General features: G+C 50.5%; 17 protein-coding genes. 12 read left to right on the top strand and 5 right to left on the bottom strand.

Annotated elements, in window-relative coordinates; genetic code table 11:
• The first annotated feature begins 87 nt into the window (after nucleotides 1-87).
• Both nrdF and HMPREF3164_RS00730 read left to right on the top strand, forming a co-directional pair.
• Nucleotides 88-1065, top strand: coding sequence for a class 1b ribonucleoside-diphosphate reductase subunit beta (nrdF, locus tag HMPREF3164_RS00735; protein WP_004004796.1), 978 nt, complete (start codon nucleotides 88-90; stop codon nucleotides 1063-1065).
• 230 nt (nucleotides 1066-1295) lie between these two features.
• A complete protein-coding gene (locus tag HMPREF3164_RS00730; protein WP_238382356.1) occupies nucleotides 1296-1784 on the top strand; it encodes a CTP synthase in 489 nt (162 codons plus the stop codon).
• 182 nt (nucleotides 1785-1966) lie between these two features.
• Here HMPREF3164_RS00730 and HMPREF3164_RS00725 read toward each other — a convergent pair whose 3' ends face one another.
• Nucleotides 1967-2347, bottom strand: coding sequence for a MerR family transcriptional regulator (locus HMPREF3164_RS00725; protein WP_048752873.1), 381 nt, complete (start codon nucleotides 2345-2347; stop codon nucleotides 1967-1969).
• Nucleotides 2348-2527: 180 nt separating this feature from the next.
• Here HMPREF3164_RS00725 and HMPREF3164_RS00720 point away from each other — a divergent pair, with 180 nt between their 5' ends.
• The 5 genes from HMPREF3164_RS00720 (at nucleotide 2528) to HMPREF3164_RS00700 (ending at nucleotide 11901) form a co-directional block, all read left to right on the top strand.
• On the top strand, nucleotides 2528-3574 hold the full coding sequence (locus HMPREF3164_RS00720; protein WP_070448474.1) for a zinc-dependent alcohol dehydrogenase family protein: 1047 nt from the start codon (nucleotides 2528-2530) through the stop codon (nucleotides 3572-3574).
• Between the two features lie 211 nt (nucleotides 3575-3785).
• Nucleotides 3786-5459 (top strand): type I restriction-modification system subunit M, encoded by a 1674-nt coding sequence (locus HMPREF3164_RS00715; protein ID WP_246822540.1) that lies wholly within the window; start codon nucleotides 3786-3788, stop codon nucleotides 5457-5459.
• A gap of 1 nt (nucleotide 5460) precedes the next feature.
• Nucleotides 5461-6708, top strand: coding sequence for a restriction endonuclease subunit S (locus HMPREF3164_RS00710; protein WP_210398354.1), 1248 nt, complete (start codon nucleotides 5461-5463; stop codon nucleotides 6706-6708).
• 16 nt (nucleotides 6709-6724) lie between these two features.
• Nucleotides 6725-9892, top strand: a complete 3168-nt coding sequence (locus HMPREF3164_RS00705; RefSeq protein ID WP_070448473.1) for a type I restriction endonuclease subunit R — start codon at nucleotides 6725-6727, stop codon at nucleotides 9890-9892.
• A gap of 296 nt (nucleotides 9893-10188) precedes the next feature.
• Nucleotides 10189-11901 carry a formate--tetrahydrofolate ligase gene (locus tag HMPREF3164_RS00700; RefSeq protein ID WP_070448472.1) on the top strand — a complete coding sequence of 571 codons (1713 nt, stop codon included), beginning with the start codon at nucleotides 10189-10191 and terminating at the stop codon, nucleotides 11899-11901.
• Nucleotides 11902-12513: 612 nt separating this feature from the next.
• On the opposite strand, the gene HMPREF3164_RS00695 is transcribed toward HMPREF3164_RS00700, so the two are convergent.
• Entirely contained in the window at nucleotides 12514-13287 is a 774-nt protein-coding gene (locus HMPREF3164_RS00695; RefSeq protein ID WP_048755302.1) for an MBL fold metallo-hydrolase, read from the bottom strand.
• A gap of 177 nt (nucleotides 13288-13464) precedes the next feature.
• On the opposite strand from HMPREF3164_RS00695, the gene uvrA reads away from it, so the two are divergent.
• Together uvrA and HMPREF3164_RS00685 are read left to right on the top strand one after the other, a co-directional pair.
• The gene (gene uvrA, locus HMPREF3164_RS00690; protein WP_070448471.1) at nucleotides 13465-16353 is read left to right on the top strand and encodes an excinuclease ABC subunit UvrA; all 2889 of its coding nucleotides are present in this window, start codon (nucleotides 13465-13467) and stop codon (nucleotides 16351-16353) included.
• Entirely contained in the window at nucleotides 16350-17408 is a 1059-nt protein-coding gene (locus tag HMPREF3164_RS00685; RefSeq protein ID WP_070448470.1) for a GNAT family N-acetyltransferase, read from the top strand. The genes uvrA and HMPREF3164_RS00685 overlap by 4 nt, the downstream gene beginning before the upstream one ends.
• Before the next feature lie 99 nt (nucleotides 17409-17507).
• Here HMPREF3164_RS00685 and HMPREF3164_RS00680 read toward each other — a convergent pair whose 3' ends face one another.
• Nucleotides 17508-18983, bottom strand: coding sequence for a glycoside hydrolase family 1 protein (locus HMPREF3164_RS00680; RefSeq protein WP_070448469.1), 1476 nt, complete (start codon nucleotides 18981-18983; stop codon nucleotides 17508-17510).
• Nucleotides 18984-19322: 339 nt separating this feature from the next.
• Complete coding sequence (locus tag HMPREF3164_RS00675) at nucleotides 19323-20822, bottom strand: anion permease (RefSeq protein ID WP_070448468.1); 1500 nt, start codon at nucleotides 20820-20822, stop codon at nucleotides 19323-19325.
• 251 nt (nucleotides 20823-21073) lie between these two features.
• Between HMPREF3164_RS00675 and HMPREF3164_RS00670 the strand changes: the two genes are divergently transcribed.
• From HMPREF3164_RS00670 to HMPREF3164_RS00660, 3 genes are all read left to right on the top strand, one after another.
• On the top strand, nucleotides 21074-21772 hold the full coding sequence (locus HMPREF3164_RS00670) for a lipoate--protein ligase family protein (RefSeq protein WP_070448467.1): 699 nt from the start codon (nucleotides 21074-21076) through the stop codon (nucleotides 21770-21772).
• Nucleotides 21773-21931: 159 nt separating this feature from the next.
• Nucleotides 21932-22822, top strand: coding sequence for a fumarylacetoacetate hydrolase family protein (locus HMPREF3164_RS00665; protein ID WP_070448466.1), 891 nt, complete (start codon nucleotides 21932-21934; stop codon nucleotides 22820-22822).
• Between the two features lie 389 nt (nucleotides 22823-23211).
• Complete coding sequence (locus HMPREF3164_RS00660) at nucleotides 23212-23535, top strand: ArsR/SmtB family transcription factor (protein ID WP_238382359.1); 324 nt, start codon at nucleotides 23212-23214, stop codon at nucleotides 23533-23535.
• Nucleotides 23536-23642: 107 nt separating this feature from the next.
• On the opposite strand, the gene HMPREF3164_RS11245 is transcribed toward HMPREF3164_RS00660, so the two are convergent.
• Nucleotides 23643-23813, bottom strand: coding sequence for a hypothetical protein (locus HMPREF3164_RS11245; RefSeq protein ID WP_004004779.1), 171 nt, complete (start codon nucleotides 23811-23813; stop codon nucleotides 23643-23645).
• Nucleotides 23814-24158: the final 345 nt, after the last annotated feature.

Genomic DNA, 24158 nt, shown 5'->3' with positions numbered 1-24158 from the left:
CTTCTTGTACCCCGAAACAGACTCGCTTGGTAACTTAGAAAATATTACATGCCTGTGTGGGCGTGACATCCAATCTGGGAGATACACATGAGTGAAAAAGTGCACCTCGTCGACCACCCGATTGAGGCTATTAACTGGAACCGTCTTGAAGATGATAAGGATCTTGAGGTATGGGACCGTTTGACCGGTAACTTTTGGTTGCCTGAAAAGGTTCCGCTGAGCAATGATGTTCCCTCATGGAAGACCTTGACGGCAGAAGAAAAAGAGTTGACCATGCGTGTTTTTACGGGGCTGACTCTGCTGGATACTATTCAGGGCACCGTTGGTGCTGTGTCTCTTTTGCCTGATGCAGTCACTGCGCACGAAGAGGCCGTATACACCAATATTGCCTTCATGGAGTCGGTGCACGCTAAGTCGTATTCTTCGATTTTCTCGACTCTGAGTTCGACTAAAGAGATTGACGATGCCTTCCGTTGGGCTTCCGAAAATGAGCACCTGCAGAAGAAAGCGAAGATTATTCTCGCATACTACACGGGGGATGATCCGCTTAAGAAGAAGGTTGCCTCTACGCTGCTGGAGTCCTTCCTGTTCTACTCAGGGTTCTACTTGCCCATGTACTGGTCGGCACACGCTAAACTGACGAATACCGCCGATCTGATTCGTCTGATTATTCGTGACGAGGCTGTTCACGGCTACTACATTGGCTATAAATTCCAACGTGGTTTAGCAAAAGAGAGCCCGGAACGGCAGGCAGAACTTAAGGAGTACACCTTCAACCTGCTGTACGAATTGTATGAGAATGAGGTAGCCTACACGCATTCACTCTATGACGGTGTGGGCTGGAGCGAAGACGTCAAGAAGTTCCTGCACTACAACGCGAATAAGGCTCTCATGAACCTGGGGTATGAAGCGATGTTCCCCGCGAGCGTGACCAATGTTTCGCCTGCTATTTTATCGGCTCTTTCGCCCAACGCCGACGAGAACCACGACTTCTTCTCGGGATCTGGCTCATCTTATGTGATCGGTAAAGCCGTGAACACTGAGGATGAGGACTGGGATTTTTAGTCTCAAAAACTGATCCTGAGATCAGGAAGATATAACTTTAAGAAACCCGTATATTTCCTTGAAAACATAGGGAATATACGGGTTTTGTGCGTCAAATTCAGGGGAGTCTAGGAGACTCGTAAAAATTTTTTTAAATCTTGGGTGTGTCATCTTTATGTAACTCTTCACTTGAGATTTAAAAACTTATAGGGTGGAGGTGCAAGCAATTGTCGAGCAAAGGAGCGATGCTCATGTTTAAGACTACGCTGTCAGCCGTTCGGCGTGCCACCCTGGTCGGGGTCGGTGCCGTCTCTCTCGCGTTGGGCGCTTCGATGCTGTCCGCCCCCGCAGCTTCTGCCTATGTGCAGGCGTTCGTTCCGGTCATTCCTCCGGCAACTAGCTCGGATGCAGGTATCTCAGCTCCGGCAGTACATGATTCGAACTCCGTCCCCTTGGAACATGAACATGTTGTTAACTGGTCGGATTATGAGGTGACGGGTGATCATGAGATTACCTTTAGCGTACCGACCGGTACCGCAACTTGTTTTGATGTACGTGCCGAAGCTGCTGAAAGTAACGGTACTCTCCACGTGGCCACTGTTGAGGGCTCCGTGCTTGGAGCGCCCGATAAGTGCACCATGGAAGGGCGCACCGTTAAGGTAAGGGTTTACACCAATGCTCCTGCATCGTCCTTGAAGGTGCAGCAGCTTCCTGCATCGCAGGTAACCCTTCATGAATAAGAAGAAGATCCAGCCTGTGTAAGGTGGCGAGATCCAATGCTAGAGAGTATCAAAAGATAGCTTGGGTAGACGGGTCTTTCACACATACTCTCTGAGAGGAATAATGATCGGGGTACCTCACCTAAAATGGTGTGAGGTACCCCGATTTATATTCGATATTCACTAATAAATTGAGCGCTAGGTTATGCATGCTTCTTATTCTCTTGTGCCATTAAATCTTGGTAGTACGCAATTTTTCGGTCCACAAAATCAATCCTTCGCTGAGCATCAAGTAGCTGCTGACGGGCAACGTGTGCGTAATATTCGATAATGTGTAAACGCTCCGATGCTGTAGACACGCCACGACGGCTGAGGTCTACATAGGCTTTGACATCGTTAATGCTCATACCGCATGCACGTAAGCAGTGAATCGTTTCAAACCACCCCACGCATTCTTCGGTGAAAACACGCCGTCCATGTTCATCTCGTTGCACAGTGGGAATAAGGCCTTTGTCGCTGTAATACCGTACCGTATGCGGGCTTATGTCAAGCTTTTCTGAGATTTCTTTGACGCTGTAACTCATAATTCCAGTATCTCACGGCACCCCAAAGGTATAAGATACTAAGTTTTATTCTCAAAAATAGATGTGGAATAACATAGCTTTTATCTTCCATGGTGCTTGCTTTCGAGTAACTCGAAGGGCGTACTCTAATACAACGACTGGTTAAAACCTAAAGAATTTACATGAAAGTGAGTACAGCTAATGCGTTCAGTAATCATGGAAGCCCCCGGTAAGGTCGTCGTCAACGAAGTTGAGAAGCCGACCTTGCTCGAACCCACCGACGCCATCATCAAGCTCGCAGCATCCTGCATCTGCGGCTCCGACCTGTGGCCCTACCGCGGCGCAGACGCAGAGCCCGTCGACCACAGATCAATGGGCCACGAATACATCGGCGAGGTCGTAGAAATCGGCTCCGAGGTCACCACCGTAGCCCCCGGCGACTTCGTCGTAGGCTCCTTCTGCATCTCCTGCGGCGAGTGCGAAATCTGCACCGCAGGCTACCCCTCCCGCTGCCTCAAGGCAAGCGCAGCAGGCGACGCCTTCATCGGTATGCGCTCCAACGGCACCCAGGCAGAATACGCCCGCATACCCTTCGCAGACGGCACCCTCGTCAAGACCCCCGCAACCCCCACCGAAGAGCAGATCCCGCACCTGATGGCGGCGTCCGACGTGCTCGGCACTGGCTGGTACGCAGCAGATGCAGCGAAGGCAGGCCCCGGCAAGACCATCGTGGTTGTTGGTGACGGTGCAGTCGGCCTGAGCGCAGTCATCGGCGCTAAGCAGCTCGGCGCGGAGAAGATCATCATCATGTCCCGCAACCCTGAACGTCAGGCGCTCGCTAAGGCATTCGGCGCAACCCACATCGTGGAAGAGCGCGGCGAAGAGGGCATCGCCAAGGTTCTGGAGCTCACCGACGGTGTGGGCGCACACGGCGTCGCGGAGGCTGTTGGTAACCAGCAGTCCTTCGACCAGGCACTCGGTTGCGTGCGCCACGGCGGCTACATCGGCTTCGTGGGTGTGCCGCACGACAGCGCCATCGACACCGATAATCTCTTCTTCAAGCAGGTTCACCTGGAGGGCGGCCCCGCCCCCGTGCGCAAGTACCTGCCGACCCTGATTGACCTGATTTACAAGGGTGAGATTGAACCCGGTAAGGTCTTCGATCTAGTATTGCCCATCGACGAAGCTCCCAAGGGCTATGAGGCAATGGATCAGCGTACCGCGACCAAGGTGCTGCTGACGATGTAGAGACAGATACGAACGATAGTTCTGTGACAACCTAGGGAGTGTCGCCAGCGTGGTAAAGCGCCGGTGACACTCCCTAGACCTTTTCGACAGCCAAGGGTGATTTGCGTAGAAGACGCCCGTATACTTGAAGGGGTGGTATAGGAAAGATTATATAGATCCTTAACCACACGTAGAATTTCTCACAAACAAATAGAAAAAGGACCCTTCCGCTATGACTGAGCAGGTGAAGGACGCTCCCACGGACGCAGAAAAATTGTCTGGGGGAGGAGCTGCAAAAACTAGTTCTACCGTCAAGGTAGCCCAGCACAGTGCCGCATCAATATCGGCGAATGAACGTGCAGAGCTGCACCGTACTATTTGGCGTATTGCCAATGATCTTCGTGGGTCGGTAGATGGCTGGGACTTTAAACAGTATGTACTGGGCATGATGTTCTACCGGTTTATTTCTGAAAATCTCACGGAGTACATCACGTACGAGGAACAAGAAGCAGGTGCCAAAGGCTTCGACTACGCGCAGATAAATGACTTGGAGATCGACCTTGATGTAGTTCAGGAGATTGTGAAAGAGCGTGGTTTCTTCCTTTACCCCAGTCAACTTTTTGAGAATGTGTACGCGCAGGCTCGCACCGATGAGAACTTGAATGAGACTCTGGAGAAAGTTTTTCAGGCGGTTGAGGAATCTACAAAGAATACGCAAAGTGAAAGAAACTTCTCGGGTCTTTTTGACGACTTCGATGTGAATAGCAAGAAATTGGGGTCGAGTGTTCAAGATCGTAATAAGACCCTGTATAAACTTATGGGCGCTGTTGCTGAGATGAACTTGGAAACAAGCTATCGGCAAAGTGCCAACGATACTTTCGGTGACGCTTATGAGTACCTGATGGGCATGTATGCCGCAAATGCGGGCAAAAGCGGCGGGGAATACTATACCCCACAGGAAGTCTCCGAGCTGCTAGCGCGTATTGCAACCGATGGTAAAACCCAGGTGGGGCGCGTTTATGATCCAGCATGTGGTTCCGGCTCACTTCTGCTCAAGTTCGCCAAGCTGCTAGGTACAGAGAATGTGAAGGAATTCTTGGGGCAGGAAAGTAACCCCACCACCTATAACTTGTGCCGTATCAACATGCTATTGCACAACATACCTTTTGATAAGTTCGATATTGCGCATGGCGATACACTGATAGCTCCGCAGCACCGACACTTAGAGCCGTTCGAAGCAATTGTTTCTAACCCGCCGTATTCAACGAAATGGGAAGGGGACTCGAACCCTTTATTGATTAATGATGATAGGTACGCACCTGCTGGCGTGCTAGCCCCTAAGGCGAAGGCCGATTTGGCGTTCACCATGCACATGCTGTCATCTCTTGCCGAAGATGGTACAGCCGCTATTGTTGAGTTCCCTGGTGTATTGTACCGGGGCGGTGCTGAGCGTAAAATCCGAGAATACTTACTGCGCAATAACTATGTTGACGCGGTGATTCAGCTGCCGCCCGATCTCTTCTTTGGTACCGCGATTGGCACCTGCATTATTGTTCTCAAAAAGGGTACACGGCGCGATACGAGCGTGCTTTTTGTGGATGCTTCAGCGGAATTTGAACGTGTAGGCAATAAGAATAGGCTTCTTGAATCGCACCGCGAGAAGATTTATCAAGCCGTGAGGACACGCGAGAACGTGCAGTATTTTGCACAACTGGTGAAGAGCGAGACTCTGCTGGAGCAGGATGCAAACTTGTCTGTTTCGAGCTGGGTAGAAGCAGAAGACACACGCGAGCAGATCAATATTGGTGAGTTAAACGCACAGATTGAACAGATCGTGGCGCGTCAGACTGAGCTTCGAACCCAGATTGATGCGATCGTGGCTGAGCTGGAAGGGACGGAAGCATAAATTGAGCGAAGAAACAAAAGATATGCCAAAGGTATCCTCGGATATGGAAGCCCCTAAAGCGCCTAACTATATTGAAAAACTTGTGGCTGAACTTTGCCCGTGTGGGGTGGAGTATGTGGAGCTAAACAAACTCTTGAACTATGAACAACCAGGAAAGTATACGGTTTCTTCTACAAACTACGATGACTCATATTCGACCCCAGTTTTAACAGCAGGGAAGACTTTTATTCTTGGATATACCGATGAGGTGGATGGTATTTACGCCGCTTCCAAAAAAGATCCAGTAATAATTTTTGATGATTTTACAACTGCATTTAAGTGGGTGGATTTTAATTTTAAAATAAAATCTACGGCTATAAAATTATTAACTAGTTACAATTCTAATACTTCTTTAAAATATATATACTATGCTATGCAGTGTATTAAATATGAAACCCAAGATCATGCTCGTCAGTGGATTTCAAATTATTCAAAGTTTCTAATTCCTCTGCCACCTGTAGAAGTGCAGAATGCGATTGTTGAAATTCTTGACAAATTCACGAAACTAGAAGCGGAGCTAGAAGCGGAGCTCGCGGCTCGTCGTGCTCAGTATGAGTATTATCGTAACTCCCTCTTTGAGAATCTGAGCGGGGGGGGGTCTGAAATTTTAGGGAATTTAGGTAAATTTATTCGTGGTAATGGGCTGCAGAAAAAAGACCTATGTGTGTCTGGAAACCCAGCAATACATTATGGGCAGATATATACGCAATATGGGATTTGGACTCACGATACAATGTCTTATATAGACGAGAGTAATTATAAGAAATTACGTAAGGCGCAACCTGGATCGATTATTATTGCCACAACAAGTGAAAATGATGAGGATTTAGGTAAAGCAGTAGCTTGGTTAGGTAATAAAGAAGTTGCTGTTAGTGGAGATTCTTATATTTATAAACATTCTATGAACCCTAAGTATGTATCCTATTTCTTTTCAACATATATTTTTCATGATCAGAAGAAAAAATATATTACCGGCACTAAAGTACGTCGGATTTCTGGAGGTAATCTAGCCAAAATTAAAATTCCTATCCCATCTCTCGCCGAGCAGGAGCGCATCGTGAAAATTCTCGATAAGTTCGATGCCCTCGTGAACGATATTAGCTCAGGTTTACCTGCTGAAATTGAGGCTCGCCGTAAGCAGTATGAATACTATCGTGACCGTCTGCTTACATTTCCGCGCGCATCCGACTTCACCGAACACAAGCACTAGCTGAAAGGCTCTCAGTATGGAAACTGTACCCCACTACCCGGTGCCTACTAACCCCACTGACACGCTCATAGTCAACGCCGACTATGCAACCGTGATCGCAGAATACGATGAACCACGCGAGAAAAATGGCACCCACCAGAGCGAAGCGCAGCTTGAGAAACGGCTCATCGAAGTCCTAATTTCTCAGGGGTATGAATATCTGCCTATTCATACAGAAGAAGACCTGCTCACCAACCTGCGTGCACAAATTGAAATTCTTAACACACGTGACAACGAACCTCTTGCTCTTAGCGACGATGAGTGGAAACGGCTCCTTGCCGATTACATTGCTAAACCAAGTGAGGGACGTGCCGAGAAAACTCACCGCATCCAGAAAGAACCGCGCATAGCTTTTGAACGGGATAACGGAACTACCCGCAATATTACGCTTCTAGACCGCCGGAACCCCAATAACAACCGGCTACAGGTCATCAACCAGTACAGTGTGCAGGGCAGCGATGGCACCCACCCTCTGATGAACCGTTATGATGTCACCATCTTGGTTAACGGCCTTCCTATGGTGCATATCGAGCTCAAAAAACGCGGAGTGAGTATCAAAGAAGCTTTTCAACAAATAGACCGCTACCAGAAAGAAAGTTTTTGGGCGGGTTTAGGGCTATACGAATATGTGCAGCTATTCGTTATTAGTAATGGCTCGCAGACCAAATACTACTCCAACACGGTGCGGAACGCACAGGTAGCTAAATATGGAAATGCCCAAGAGCGAAATATCAAGGCAGGTACAGAGTCATTTGAATTCACAAGTTACTGGGCAGATGCACAGAACCACCGTATTACCGACCTTATCCCTTTTGCGCGAACCTTCCTCGCAAAACGAACCATCCTCAATATCATTACCCGTTATTGTGTGCTGAATACTGAGGGTACGCTTCTGGTCATGCGACCCTACCAGATCGTAGCCACTGAACGTATCATTAACCGTGTACTCATTGCCAATAACGACCGCCGCCGCATTGGTACCCGTCAAGGGGGAGGCTTTATCTGGCACACTACCGGGTCAGGGAAGACCCTCACCAGCTTTAAGACCGCGCAATTATTGGCTGAAACAGGTCTGGTCGAAAAAGTCCTCTTTGTAGTCGATCGCAAAGATCTTGACTATCAAACCATGAAAGAATACGACGCTTTTGAGAAGGGGGCAGCAAACTCCAACAGCTCAACCCGGATTTTAAACGCACAGCTGAGTGACCCATCAAAACGCATTATCATTACTACTATTCACAAGCTCAACAGCCTAATTAAGAGCGAGGCAAACCATCCGGCGTACTCCCAACGTGTGGCGATTATTTTTGATGAATGCCATCGCTCCCAATTCGGCGATATGCATCGAGCTATTACTAAACGCTTCACAAAATACAGTATTTTTGGATTCACCGGAACACCAATTTTTGACGCAAACTCTACCGGCGCACTGGGTGCTACCACCGAAAGCCTCTTTGGCGAACGTCTGCATGAATATACTGTAGTCAACGCTATCGGAGACGGTAACGTGCTGCCTTTCCGCATTGAGTACAACAATGTTAGTGCTCAATACCGTGACGTTGAGGGAAAAACCCGCGATGAAGACGAGCAGACCCGTGAACTACTAAATTCTGATGACCGCATTCGCACTATCGCGAACTACATCCTGACTAACTATGCTAAGAAAACTAACCAGGGGAGTGGGTACAACTATAAAGGTACGCAACGGCGCGGGTTTAACTCGATTCTAGCGACCAGCAGTATTGAGGCGGCACGTAAGTACTACACTCAGTTCGCTCATCTGCAGGCAGAACGTATAGCAAGTCATGATATTCGTGAAGATTCTGCGCTCAAAATAGCCATCATATACTCAAAACCAGGTGCTGCTCAGCAGGGCTTTATGAGTGAAGAAAACTTCGATACGGATGATCTGAACGACGAAGACTGGCAGCTGCTTTCGGACGCTGTGGGCGATTATAACGCTATGTTTGGGACGAGCTTCTCGCTTGAAGGAAACAGCTTTGAAAACTACTACAAGGATGTCTCTCAACGGATGAAAAACCGTGAGCTTGATCTTCTTATTGTGGTTAACATGTTCCTTACCGGGTTCGACTCCAAAACAGTTAATACTTTGTGGGTTGATAAAAACCTGCGCATGCATGGGCTTATGCAAGCCTATAGCCGTACGAACCGCATCCTTAACGCTGTTAAACCCTACGGGAATATCGTGTGCTTTCGCGATCTTGAAGAAAATACGAATGAGGCGCTTGGGCTTTTCGGCGATAAAAATGCTGCAAGCACCGCTCTCATTGAACCTTACTCACAGATATACGCAGCGTACACCCAAAAAGCTACTGAGCTGCTTGAATCATTTCCTATTGGTGCTACAGGATTAGCACTGGCTAGCGAGGGCCAGAAAGCGGAGTTTGTGCAGACTCTGGGCGAAGTGCTTGATCTACATAATAAGCTCATGATGTTCGACGAATATGACGAACAGGCACAACTAATTGACGACTACACGCTCCAGGACTACACCGGAACCTACCAGGATGTACGTGCAGAAGTTGCCGAAGCGCATATTATTTTAGAGGATCCTGACGAGTTCGCAGCATCAACTGACGAGGAAGTATCCGAAGCTCAAAAAACTGTTGAGGCTTTCGAGCAGCTGGTTTTTGAAATCGACTTGGTGAAGCACCAGGAAGTCAATGTTGATTATATTCTGGAACTCGTTGCTCGCCTTCACGGTGCGGAAGATGGGGAGGAACGCGATACCATTCGCCGCTCCATCAACCGCGCGGTACATGCAAACCCCGAGTTACGCCCCAGTGAGGATATTATTCGGGGATACGTAGAAGAAGTGGTAAAGAACCCGGATGTTTACGCTGATACGGCTGAAGGACTAATCCGTTATGCGTCTGGCATTCGTGAAAACGAAGAGCAAGAGCTGATCAAAACTGAGAAACTAAACCCTGAAAAAACTAAACTGTTTATGGACAGGGCCTTTGAGACAGGAGAATTCAAGACAACTGGAACTGACTTCCCGAAAATCCTGCCAAAAATACGCCGGTTTGGTGCTACAAAGAGTGCGTATGCCCGCACAAAGAAACGTGTCGAAAAAGCAACTCGAGGTCTGTACGAGCGGTTCCGTCCTTTCCTAGGGCGATAGCAGATGTAAAGACGTTCAAGAAACTCGTTCAGTTTGTATATAGTTTCTTTGAACTTAGAGAGCACCGGCTCGAAGATCACGCCCCGCTGCAAATGTCCCCCGCCTTATACACTCTCAGGGTGATCACATGTGGCAGAATCCTATGGAACACTGGCTATAAAGTTACCACTGATAAGTATTCTCTCTGTATGTCGAAAGGTATTGAGAGTCCGTTAGCATAGGCAGAAATGAGTGACATTCCGTGAGCTAGAGCATAGAATGGGATATGGAACTGTTGGCTACAACTGCAAAGGACGATGATGACCAAGCCTTTCCCTTCCGACCTCGAAATTGCTCTCGCTGCTGAGCTTAAGCCCATCACCGAAATAGCCGCCGAGAACGGCATCAGCGAAGATCGTTTGGAGCCCTACGGTAAATATGTTGCCAAGGTCCTGCTCGACGAAAGCACCAACGCAGAAACCGCCCAAAAGCGCGGTTCCAAGTACATTGTCGTTACCGCTGTAACTCCCACACCGCTCGGCGAAGGTAAGACCGCAACCTCTGTCTCGCTAGCACAGGGATTCGCCCAGACCGGACGTAAAGCTGCGCTGGCGCTTCGCCAGCCTGCCATGGGACCAACCTTCGGTATTAAAGGCGGTGCCGCTGGCGGCGGTTACTCGCAGATCGTTCCCATGGAGAAGCTAAATCTGCATCTGACCGGTGATTTCCACGCCGTTACCGCAGCCCACAACCTACTGGCCGCCATGATCGATAACCACCTGCACCAGGGTAATGACCTGCGTCTCGACCCCCGTGCTATCGAGTGGCGCCGCGTTATCGACATGAACGACCGCTCCCTGCGCAACATCGTAGTCGGTCTGGGCGAGCGTATTGACGGCGTGCCCCGACAGACCGGGTTTGATATTACCAGTGCCTCTGAAATCATGGTGATTCTTTCGCTGGCAACCTCCTTTGAGGACCTGCGCAAACGTTTGGCGAAGATTGTTATCGGTCTGAACTACGATGGTGAGGCAGTCACCGCCGCCGATTTGAAGGCTGACGGCGCAATGGCTGTTATTCTGGCGGATGCCATTAACCCCAACCTGCTTCAGACTCTCGAACACACTCCGGCACTTATTCACGCGGGACCCTTCGGGAACATCGCTACCGGTAACTCCTCAGTTGTCGCTGACTACGTTGGCTTGGAATACTCCGACTACGTGATTACTGAGGCAGGTTTCGGTGCAGATATGGGTGCTGAACGTTTCTTTAACGTTAAATGCCGAATCTCAGGGCTGAAGCCTGATGCCGCTGTGCTGGTTGTCACCGTACGTTCCCTCAAATCCCACTCTGGGCTGTACAAGATCGTACCGGGCAAGCCTCTGCCCGAAGGCATGCTTGAAGAGAACCCTGCCGACGTTGAAGCAGGGGCTACTAACCTGAAGAAGCACATTGAGATTGTGCGTAACTTCGGTGTGCAGCCGGTGGTGGCTATTAACGCGTTCCCCACCGATTTCGATTCTGAGCATGAAGCTATTCGCCGTATTGCCGAAGAGGCTGGCGCTCGCGTAGCTATCCATCATGGTGTTGCTGAGGGTGGCAAGGGTACGATTGACCTGGCAAATGTGGTTGCTGAGGCTTGCGACGACGTTTCGAACCTGGAGTACACCTATGATCTTGAGGATTCTCTCGAAACTAAGCTTGAGAAGGTTGCCACTAAGGTTTACGGGGCAGACGGTATCTCGATTGCTCCCGCAGCGGCAAAGCAGCTTAAGCGTTTTGCCGATCTGGGGTATTCGCATCTACCTGTGGTGATTGCAAAGACCCACCTGTCGATCTCTTCTGATGCTTCCCTCAAGGGTGCACCCACCGGCTGGACTTTGCCTGTGCGCGAGGTTCGTCTTGCCGCAGGTGCCGGTTATGTTTACGCTATTTGCGGCACGATGCGCACCATGCCCGGTCTGAGCAAGAGCCCTGCTGCAGAGCGTATTGGTTTTGATGAAAACGGTACGATGATCGGTCTTTCGTAGTGGTTTCTGGGTCATATTTCGCCCATAAAAGACGAAGGCAAGCTTGATAAGGTGCCGTGGGCATCCTCGTTATGTTGGGATGCGCACGGCACCTTTTCTGTGTCTTCGCGGGCTGTACCGAGGGGTAGTTTTTACCGATTTCGTGTGTGTTGCGAAAAAACCATTCAAACAGACCAATTGGTGTATAGAACCCGCATGATTACGCGGGTTTAACAATACTGTTATTTAGGGGTATACCTTGAAAAATGGCTGTATGACGCGGAACTTCCAGAAAAAAGTTTTAGTGATTTACGCCATACAAAAATCAATAAAATCTCGATTGGTATTTAAATGCCCTGCTTTCATGCGGGGTAAAAATAACAGAATGGTTACAAATATGCGCTCAGCTTATCTAAGGTTTTTGGAGAGTGAAAACCATGTAGAAAACCGACCCAAAAGTAGGCTAAACTTGAGTTATCAAGTGATCGAAGGTTTCATGAATTGTCCTCGAGTTGCTTGTGTTTGAGTGAGTGATAGATACCCCCGGGTGTCATAAAACGACCGCGCTATGGTAGCGCGGTCGTTTTGTTTAACCAGACTTGTGCTGCTAGAAAGCCTACAGGATGTACTGGGCTACCAGCCCCGTGAACCCCATTCTTCAAGGTGCGGACGCTCGGTGCCTAATGTTGTGGAACGCCCGTGACCCGGAAGCACAATCGCTTCATCATCAAAGTTTCCAAAGAGCTTTTCAAGAACGTTTGAGAAAAGTTCGCCAAACTGCGCGGGAGAATCGGTCTTGCCTACGCCGCCGGGGAAGAGCGCATCGCCGGTGAAAAGCAAGGTAGCAGGGGAGTCATCTTCCCATGTGGTCTGCACAGAATATACGATGGATCCGGGAGTATGCCCGGGAACGGAAATAGCGCGCACCTGCAGCTCTGTATCGTAAAAATCAAAAACTTCGCCGCCGTTTAACTCGTTTTCGACCGTGAAATTTTCTTGCGCACGAATGGCCTCGGCGTCCGCGGATCCTGCATAAGTAATGGCACCGGTGAGAGATTCAAGCTCGCGCAGAGCACGAATGTGGTCCCAGTGCCCATGGGTGACCATAATACCCGTCACGCCAAGAGCACGGCGGGGGATAGGCTCGAAATCTTCTTCAGATTCGAGAATGCGCACTCGGCGGTCGTTCTCTTCTGTAAGGGCTAGGTTTGGACAGTCCTGCATGATTGCCTCAAGCGTGAAGGTATACAGTGCTTCTGCATCATAAGCGGGATCGATCAGCATTTGCTCACCAGTATGGCGAATCGTGATCAGGTAGACGCTGTTATCCATGTCTGAGACGCTTAGGGCACGTACCGTAAATTCCGGATTTTCGAAGATAAGAGTTGATTCGGGATAAGTAGCCATATATCCAGTGTACTGATGCGGTGTATATCCCGTTTCTAGCGGCAGGTATAAGGGGGTAACGGGAATGAAAGTCACCAGGAAAAACGTTCGCCACGAGTCAAACCCGCATCATAAAGCATGCTATCCCCGCCGAAAGAGCGTAGAATGTAGATTCGAAGATAGACGAAAGGATTTTCGATGCCTCCCCGTGCTGAATCAGCAACCGCCCCTTTGCGTTCAAATGACCTTAGCAGCATTCGTGTGCAGGGTGCTCGCGAAAACAACCTCAAGAACGTTGATCTTACGATTCCACGTGACGCAATGGTGGTTTTTACAGGGCTATCGGGATCTGGTAAATCTTCACTTGCTTTCGACACCATCTTCGCAGAGGGACAGCGCAGGTACGTTGAATCACTATCTTCCTACGCGCGTATGTTCCTTGGGCAGGTAGATAAGCCTGATGTTGATTTTATTGAGGGGCTATCGCCAGCGGTCTCTATCGACCAGAAATCTACTTCAAAAAACCCGCGGTCGACGGTAGGCACCATAACCGAGATTTACGATTATATGCGCCTGCTGTGGGCTCGTGTAGGGCGTGCGCACTGCCCAGTGTGCGGTGAAGAAATTACCAAGCAAACCCCGCAGCAGATTGTCGATGCACTGCTGGAATACCCCGAACGTACGCGTTTGCAGGTTCTTGCCCCCGTGGTATCAGCTCGCAAAGGTGAGTTTGTTGATCTGTTCAAAGACTTGGTGACACAGGGCTATTCGCGTGCCCGGGTGGACGGAAAAACAGTTCAACTCTCGGATCCTCCTAAACTAGCGAAACAATACAAACACACCATTGACGTTGTGGTAGATCGTATCGTGATTAAGGAGGGTATTCACCAGCGACTGACCGATTCCGTGGAGACCGCACTCAGACTAGCCGATGGCCGCTTGCTCATCGAATTCGTAGATGTACAGGCAGATTCACCCGAACGCACCCGAACATTTAGTGAAAACCTTGCCTGCCCCAACAATCACCCCCTGCAGGTGGACACTATTGAGCCGCGTGCCTTCTCCTTCAACTCGCCCTTCGGCGCATGCCAAGCTTGCGATGGTATTGGTTCCAGGCTTGAAGTTGATGAAGATCTTTTAGTACCCAACCCAGACATGACTCTGGGTGAAGGTGCTATTGCTCCGTGGTCGCAGGGAAAATCTACCACCGAGTATTGGCTGCGTCTTCTTGCAGGTCTCGGCGAAGAGCTCGGATTTGATCTTAACACTCCGTGGAAAGATCTTCCTGCCAAAGTTCGCAAAGCAATTCTGGAGGGCAAAGATTTTAAAGTTGAGGTCTCGTACCGCAACCGTTTTGGACGCGAACGCCGCTATACTTCCGGGTTTGAGGGTGTTAAAGCCAATATCATGCGTAAACATCAAGAAACTGAATCTGATTTTGCGCGTGATCGCTACGAACAATATATGCGTCAGGTTGCATGCCCGGTATGTCACGGTGCGCGGCTGAACCCTACTATTCTCAGCGTCAAAATTGAGGGTAAATCCATTGCGGATGTAACCGCTATGCCACTTCGTACCGCCTTAGATTTTATGCGCGCCCTAAAGCTGACTCCTCGTGAGGCTAAGATTGCCGACCAGGTACTTAAAGAGCTTGATGCACGCTTGCAATTCCTCTTGGACGTAGGGCTCGATTACCTGACGTTATCACGCTCTGCTGGCACGCTTTCGGGCGGTGAGGCCCAGCGCATACGACTGGCAACCCAGATTGGCTCCGGGCTCGTTGGCGTGCTTTATGTGTTGGATGAGCCCTCTATAGGTTTGCACCAGCGCGACAACCGACGTCTAATCGATACCCTGACAAAGCTACGCGATATGGGAAACACCCTCATCGTAGTGGAACATGACGAAGACACGATGCGGGAAGCCGACTGGATTGTTGATGTCGGACCAGGTGCGGGCGAACACGGCGGTGAAATCGTCCATTCGGGCACTTACAAAGAACTTTTGTCCAATAAAAAGTCGATAACCGGTGATTATATGGCGGGTCGGCGCTCTATTGAAGTTCCAAAGAAACGCCGCCCACATGACCGTAAACGTGTGTTAAAGGTCTATGGAGCTCGCGAGAACAACCTCAAAAATGTTGATGTTACCTTCCCCCTAGGTGTTTTTACCGCGATCACAGGCGTATCGGGATCGGGTAAATCAACCCTCGTGAACGATATTCTCTATACCTCACTGGCGAATAAACTCAACGGTGCAAAACAGGTTCCAGGACGGCACAAGAAGGTAGACGGTCTGGAACATCTGGATAAGGTTATTCACGTTGACCAATCGCCTATTGGGCGTACTCCGCGGTCGAATCCTGCGACATACACCGGCGTGTTCGACCATATTCGTAAGCTCTTTGCCGAGACGAATGAGGCTAAAGTGCGCGGATATACGCCCGGGCGGTTCTCGTTCAACGTTAAAGGCGGTCGATGCGAAGCATGCTCGGGTGACGGTACCCTCAAGATTGAGATGAACTTCTTGCCGGATGTGTATGTGCCCTGTGAAACCTGCCAGGGAAAACGCTATAATCGCGAAACCCTCGAAGTGCATTACAAAGGTAAGACTATTTCTGATGTGCTTGAAATGCCGGTGGAGGAAGCTGCAGAATTTTTTGCGGCCTTCACCCCGATCGCTCGGCACTTGAACACGCTGGTTGATGTGGGGCTTGGCTACATTCGTCTAGGGCAGCCCGCAACCACGCTTTCAGGTGGTGAGGCGCAGCGCGTGAAACTTGCCGCAGAGCTGCAGAAGCGTTCTAACGGTCGTTCGATCTATGTGCTTGATGAGCCTACAACGGGTCTGCATTTTGAGGATATCCGTAAGCTCTTAACTGTGCTTCAGTCTCTCGTTGATAAGGGCAATACCGTTATCACAATTGAACACAACCTTGATGTCATTAAATGTGCCGACTGGATTATTGATATGGGTCCGGAAGGTGGCGATGGTGGAGGCACCGTAATCGCCGAAGGAACGCCTGAAGACGTCGCACAGGTTGAGGAGTCTCATACCGGACGTTTCATCAAGGAACTTTTGGTGTGAGTCATATTTCAGGTAATCATCCGCGAGCGCAAATGCGCGGTGCTGTAACAACTCTCGACAGAGTACGCCATATTCTTGCTGCTCAGTTAGAGGCAGATTTCTGTTTACCTGCGGGAGCTATCTCTCAAGCACAGAATCTGGGTGCTGAGGTCTTGAGTGCACTGCAGCTTCCAGCGGAAGAGATGAGCGCATCCCGCCGCCGCAACGCTGATACCTGGGAACTTCGGGTAGGTAACTATCTGGGCGTGGGGTTGCTTTGCGCAAAGTATCCCCGGGTTTTGAAAACGGCCACTGAGTATATGCGTGGGGATCTCTCAAATTGGATGGGCGATTACGCACCATTGCGCCAGCTGAATGAACTCTTGACCCCTTACAGCCAGCAGGTGAGCGGAACAAGCGTATATTACACGCCTTCACGCAACCTGCTTGAATCTGTGGTTCCGCCGGATATTCCGGAGCAAGAGGTTAAATGTGCGGTACCCGGAATCGGCATGATGCGCCGGGTAGATAGCGGCGTTCTTCGAGAATCGTTACGGCAACATATTTGTGGTCTTCGCACGGTGACGAAAGCGCCGAACGCCTCGGCAGATGCTTTAGAGGCAGACGAAGATGATATGGCGGTTTCGGAACTCTCGGTGCGAATAGAGCTCCTTCAACCTGAGCAGTACGAGCGTTTTCGCGATGATCCACGGTATGCGAACGCTTTAGGGTTTAGTGATCGTCGCCCCGATATTATGGTCCTTGCCGCGTTTGACTCTGACGCCGACCTTGCTTTAGCAGAACCTTTAGCAATGGCGGGTGCAAGTGACGATTCGCCACTGATGCGTCAAATCGGTATTGATGTGCTGCCACATGTACGACAACGCGGGCTTGCTGCGCATCTTGTATATGAACTTTCTCGAATGGTTCTTGCCGATGGGTATCTTCCATTTTATGGAACCAGTCCTTCGCATGTGCTCTCACAGCGCGTGGCTTTGGCAGCCGGATTCATCCCTACATGGTGGGAGTTTATCTCAACGAGCATGCACGATATGCCGCTCGATGAAGCATCGTAAAGTTCGTAAATTTAGAGAATTTCAGTGAGCGCCCACAACACAAGGGTGGTCTTTCAGAAACTTACCCGAAGACCAACCCCGCATTTCTCACAAGATTTACTAGGAGTTCTCAAGCTCCGCACCGTTAGATGCGATCACTCGACGGTACCAATCAAAAGACTTCTTACGGTAACGGGAGAGTGACCCCGAACCGTCGTCATGACGATCTACATAGACGAAACCGTAGCGTTTTGACATCTGCGCTGTAGACGCTGAAACCATGTCGATACAGCCCCACGTAGTGTAACCGAGTAGCTGCACACCGTCGGCAATAGCTTCGCGCACCTGTTCCAGGTGTGCCCGCAGATAATCGATACGGTAATCGTCGATCACGGTCATTTCACCATCGGCCTCAACAAGTTCGTCGCGTGCGCCTAAGCCGTTCTCGACGATGAAAAGAGGTTTCTGCCAGCGGTCCCAGTACTGGTTGAGTACAATACGCAGCCCGACAGGATCGATCTGCCATCCCCACTCGGAAGCGGTCAATGTCGGGTTAGACACTCCACCGAGAATATTCCCTTCGCTGCTTTCGCCGCGGCTTGGGTCGCTGCTGGCACAGGTGGACATGTAGTAGCTGAACGAGACAAAATCGACCGTATTTTTGAGGTCTTCCCGATCTCGTTCGGTAATGTTGAGCTCGATACCTTTTTCGTGGAGCATGCGTAGGAAATATCCGGGGTAGGTTCCACGAACGTGCACGTCGCCGAAGGCAAAGTTCGCGTGTTCGGCGTGCAGGGTGGCGAGCGCATCCTGGGGTGATGGTGTGAGCGGATAGGTGGGCATTGCTAAAATCATGCAGCCAATCTGGGCTTGAGGTACGAGCTCACGGGCAGCACGGGTAGCGCGCGCTGAGGCGACAAGCTCATGATGAATTGCCTGGTAAAGGTCTTGCTCACTCAGCTGTTCTTTGGGGGTGTTAATACCGCCAGACATAAACGGTAGGTGCAGCACCGAATTGATTTCGTTGAAGGTGAGCCAGTATTTTACGCGGTGGCCGTAGCGTTCAAAGAGTACCCGGCAGTATCGTTCGTAGAAGTCGATAAGATCGCGACTTACCCAGCCGTTGTATTGTTCTGCAAGGTAAAGCGGTGTTTCGTAGTGGCTGATAGTGATGAGCGGTTCGATGCCGTATTTTTCAAGTTCATCAAGCACACGGTCGTAGAAGGCGAGGCCTTCCTCATTTGGTTCTGTTTCGTTACCGTTTGGGAAGACACGTGACCAAGCGACGGAGAACCGGAATACTTTGAACCCCATTTCCGCAAGGAGAGCGATGTCTTCGGGGTAGCGGTGGTAGAAATCGGTGCCCTCAAGTTTGAGGTTATCGGGTGTGGGCGCGGCACTTCGTGGGCTCAGCCCTCCGTGAGGGAGTACATCCTGAATACTGGGACCCTTGCCGCCTTCATCCCAGGCACCTTCACACTGGTTGGCTGCGGAAGCGCCTCCCCACAGAAAATTTGGGGGAAACGCACCGTGCAGGTGGGGTTTGATGATGGGCAGCGATTGGGTGTCATGCGTGAAATGCTGGTCTTGATGCATGGGGCTCTCCCGTAGATGGCGGACAGTTAATGCTTAGATGGGGAATACGTATATGGCGGATAGAACACATCGCCGTTGTTGTACAACAACCCTAACAGTTTTAGCGCATATTCCTGCAGAGATGAGCAGTAAGATTACGGAAGATGGCTTAAGTTTCAACGCTAGAACCCTGGTGTATCGGCTTTGTTTACGCCGCGCTGTATCGGGCGCTTTTTGGGTGTGCAGGCAGCATACAGAATGTCGGTAGAAATAAAAAGCCCCGGGCGTGAACCCTTTTCTAGGATTCAGCGCCCGGAGCTTATGTGGCTGAATAGACCGGAAGAGCTTAGCGAGCGCTCACTAGGGTGTAGCGTATCCGAGAGCGAATAGCCACGCGGTGCCCACAACACCCCAAATAATCATATTTACGAGCGAAGACAGGAAGCCCAGCTTGAACCATTCACCCACACTGAAATACCCCGATCCGTAGTACACCCCTGCCGGTCCAGAGGCATAGTGAGTGATACCGCCGATAAGGTTGCCGGTAAAGCCGAGGAAAAGTGCGGCGAACATTGGGGGAGTACCCGCCGAAATTGCTGCCCCCAGGAACACAGCATAGAGGGCGACAATCTGCGCGGTATTAGAAGCAAACATGTAGTGAATGTAGAAGTACACCAGAATCAGAATGCCAAAGGCGAGCGGCCAGGACATACCCGCAACGCTGTGCGCGGCGCGATCGCCTACCCAATCAACAACCTTGAGCTTCTTGAGCTGATCCGCCATGCCCACAAGCACCGCAAAGAAAATGAGAGTGGACCAAGCACTGGAGTTATTCGCCATATCTTTCCAGGTGAGCACCTTAGTCACAAGAAGAATTGCGATGCCGAAGAAGGCTGCACTGGTCGCGCTAATACCCCAGGACGTGCCGCCAATCCATAGGGCTAACAGCAGTACGAAGGTACCGAGCATAATCCACTCCGGCACGCTTAAGGGGCCCATCTCGGCAAGCTCTTTGCGTGCATGATCGGGAGCATCAGGGGTGTGCTTGATAGTCGGCGGGTATACCTTCGAGATAAACCAAGGCATAATAGCAAGGGCAATCAGGCCGGGGGCTAACGCGGCAAGTGCCCAAGTGCCCCAGTCCAGGTGCAGACCTTTTTCTTGAGCAAATTTTTGAGCCAGCGGGTTACCAGCCATTGCCGTTAAGAACATTGCGGCGGTGATGGTATTGACCTGCGCCTCGGTCATGAGCAGATAAGAGCCTAGCTTGCGGCGTTTCTCGGGGGTCTCGTTGGTAGAGCCATTCACCTCAGCAAGAGAGCGAATAATCGGGTAAATCACGCCACCCGCGCGAGCCGTATTTGAAGGAGTAGCCGGTGCAAGCACGAGATCTGTGATCGCCATACCGTAAGAAAGCCCGAGAGAAGACTTACCGAGCATGCGCACAAACAATAGGGCGATGCGCTTTCCTAACCCGGTAATGAGGAACCCATCGGCAATGAAGAACGCGGCAACAATAATCCAGATTGAGTCGTTGCCGAAGCCTTTAAGCGCTTCTTCTTTCGCGTTCATGGTACCGGTGATCATTGCAGCGCCGAGACCAATAAGCGCCACCGATGGGGTTGGCAGCGGCTGGAAGATAAGACCTAGGATAGTACCGGCAAAGATAGCGAGCATATGCATACCGCGTGGTTCCACCCCTGGAGGTACGGGAATAAACCAGATGGCTATAGTAATCGCGAGAATCACCGCAACTTTGACGATGAGAACAGTATTAGTCTGCTTGGGTTTTTCGGGAGGTTGCGATTGCTCATTGCGAGCGGTGGCATCGGGCTCGGATGTCGAGGACGATTGGCTCATGTCCGTACTCCTTTGAAACGAAACTTGATAGGCGCACACGTACAGTGTGCATACGGTTTCGTCAGCGTTCTTATGCTGTGAATGTGTTGGTATCTGATGGCTTATGTGGGAATACCGTTCAGACGTTTTAAGTTTACGTCTAGACTCACCTTTCAGAAAAGGGTTTGCCCGCAAAACACAGGGCTGCTTTGGTTTCCTTTACTTTCGCTGAACAGTCGGGAATGATGGGCCAACCCGGTAGAATAAAATCCGTGGAAATCCTTCGTGAACAAGGCCCAAAATCCGGTGAACTTCTGATGCACCACGACGATACCGTGGCAATGCTGCGCGAGGTCGCAGCGGGAAAACGCACCGCAACCCTGCGTATCTACCAACCGAACCCTACCGTCGCTTTCGGTCGTCGCGATGAGCTCAATCCAGGATTTACCGCCGCCGCGCAGGCATGCCGTGATCTCGGGTACGACATACTCGTGCGTAAAGTAGGCGGTCACGCGGCCGCCTACCACACCGGCTGCCTCGTCATCGATCATTTTCAGCCCGCCGAAGACGCAAAAACCGGCAACAACCTGCGTTACAAACTCTTCGGAGACATGTACGCCCAAGCCCTGCAACTCGTCGGGGTGGATGCGGCAGTCGGCGAAATCCCCCAAGAATACTGCCCGGGTGAATACTCCGTATACGCTCGGCTAGGCGGCGAACATGCTGGGGAACGCATCAAACTTGTGGGGACCGCACAGCGCGTTATTCAGGGTGGCTGGTGGTTCAGCACCGGAATCGTTGTATATAACTCGGCATCTCTACGCGAAATTACCTCGCGAGTATACGATGCTCTCGGCATGCCCCTTAACCCTGCAACTGTAGGTGCCGCTGAAGACGCAAACCCCGCTCTGCTCATGGAAGACCTGGAAGACGCGATTTTAGAGATTTATGCACAGAACGGCTTCAAATAGCCGTTATGCACCAAGGCGGTGTTCCCGCCTTATGACTAGCTAAGACAGCCGGCGGTTCCCACATAATCCATGCAGCTGCACGGCACCCCTAGCGAGACAATAAAGACAAGTTCACCGTAGACTGGTAATACGACCGCCCTCACACCTCAAGGAGAGCATATGCGCTGGGGACAAATCCAAGACGACAAAGGCCGCCGCGCCGTCTGCATGCACGAAGAAACCATCTATGAACTCCCCGCAAAACTCTCACCCCTACTCCAGTTTTACAGCCGTTACCGCACCAATTTCGGCGATCCTGCCAACGCGGTGAGCATCCTCCGCGAAAACGGTGCTACAACTCTAGGACATGGCGAAGAACTCTGGAATACCCTACCTTTCGTACGACCGCTGGACCGCCCTGGAAAAGTCCTTTGTGCCGGGCTCAACTACCGCGATCATGCCGAAGAAATGGGACTCGAAATCCCAAAATATCCCACCATCTTCACGAAATATCCGAATGCGCTCATCGGCCCCAACGAAGAAATTCAAATGCCTTCTGCAAACGAAACCGGAAGCACAAAAATAGATTGGGAGGTCGAACTTTGCCTTGTTATTGGGCAAAAGATGCGCCGGGTAGATGAAAAAGATGCGCTCGCTGGACTGCTGGGGTACACCATTCTCAACGATGTTTCGGTGCGGGACTGGCAGGGACGCACCAGCGAATGGTTCCAGGGTAAAAACTGGGATAGCATGACACCGTTTGGTCCCTATATTGTTGCGACGGACGAACTTGACCCGACTCGCGGATTAGAGCTTATCTGCGAAGTTGACGGCGAGGTACGTCAGCACGGTAATACCTCTGACATGATTTTTACTTCTGCACAGCTTATCTCATATATTTCGCAGTTCATGACCCTAGAACCTGGCGACCTCATCGCTACCGGAACTCCCGCCGGAGTAGGGCTTTCACTGCACCCACGGAACTGGCTTAAGCCTGGGCAGACTCTAGTAACCCGCATTGAAGGAATTGGCGCTATCAGTAACAGGTGCTCGCAGCCTTATAGCGGATAAGACAAGGTTTATTCAGATAGCTAGGTAAACGCTGCAAAGAGTCCAGTACCGTATGGTCTGCGCGTTCGTTCCTGGCTTTGTATTTAAGGTGCCTGCATTCTCGCCCATGCAAAGGAGAGGATGCAGGTACTTTTATCGACCTGAAACCTTTGTGGGCGATAGGAGGTATTAGGAAACGTAACCTAAGGGTTGACGGAGAAGGGTGCCTGCTAGAGTGAGAATAAACGGAAACGATGGGGCGCGCATAGTCTAAGAGGACTGTGAGGTTTTGGGCAGTCTATATTTCATGTAAAGGAGGAAAACGCCTAGTCAGTACGTTAATGTCACAATTTGGTGAGAAGTTTGTAGCGTATTGACCTATAAAAAGGCGTTTATATAAAATTATGTTTATGGATAACGGTTCAGGTCAGACGGAACCACGAGACTGGGAACAAGAATTCGGTGCATCCGTAGCAATTTTCTCAGCACTCGCTAATCCGTTAAGACTTGCGATTGCACACCATTTGGTGGAGCGTCCACATAGTGTGAGCGAACTGCATACCTGCTTGGGTATTTCGCAGCCGCTCGCCTCGCATCATTTGCGCATCCTTCGAGAGGCGCATGTTGTTGAAGGGGAGCAGCACGGCAGAACCACTATCTACAAATTGTTAGACCACCACATCAGTCACATTGTGAAGGATGTGCACGAACATACGAAACACACCGGCGATTAGCTCGGTTTATCTGAGGAGAGATCATGACCACCGTTGCACCCCACCGTCATTCCGAAAGCCACGCACATACCCACGGGCCTTCATGCGGTCACCAGGCAGTTATTCACTTAGATCACGTAGACTACCTGCATGACGGGCACGCGCACCGCGAGCACGAAGGGCACTACGATGAGTGCAACGTATGCTCCTGCGGCAACTGCTCTGACCTGTGCGTCAACTGCACCTGCGATAACTGCACCTGCCCGACCTGTAACCATGCGGTTTGCGAATGCGCACACTGCAATGATTCTTGCGCCAACTGCGCATGTGATGACTGCGCATGCCCCACATGCCAGCACGCAGCATAAGCAATTTTTAGACTATAAACCCGCCCGGCGTACTCTATGAGGAGGCGCCGGGCGGGTTTTGTATAAGGGTCTCTGTTGTATTCAGAGTGTATAGGGCGTGTGTCATTGTGTGCGTTATCTAAATATAGTCTTTTGGGTGCAATTCTTAAGAGTGGTTCTGCGTGGAAGTTGAGTTTTTAAATGTAAACTCGAAAGTCTAATATCTTTAATGTTTTGAATAAAATCCACAGAGTTGTTTATTGATAAATGGTTATATATGTCGCGGGTGAATCGCTA

Origin of the sequence: Rothia sp. HMSC08A08 (genome assembly GCF_001808385.1) — a bacterium.
In the GTDB taxonomy this organism is placed as follows: Bacteria; Actinomycetota; Actinomycetes; order Actinomycetales; family Micrococcaceae; genus Rothia; species Rothia dentocariosa.
This window is presented reverse-complemented; position numbering and strand designations above follow the sequence as displayed.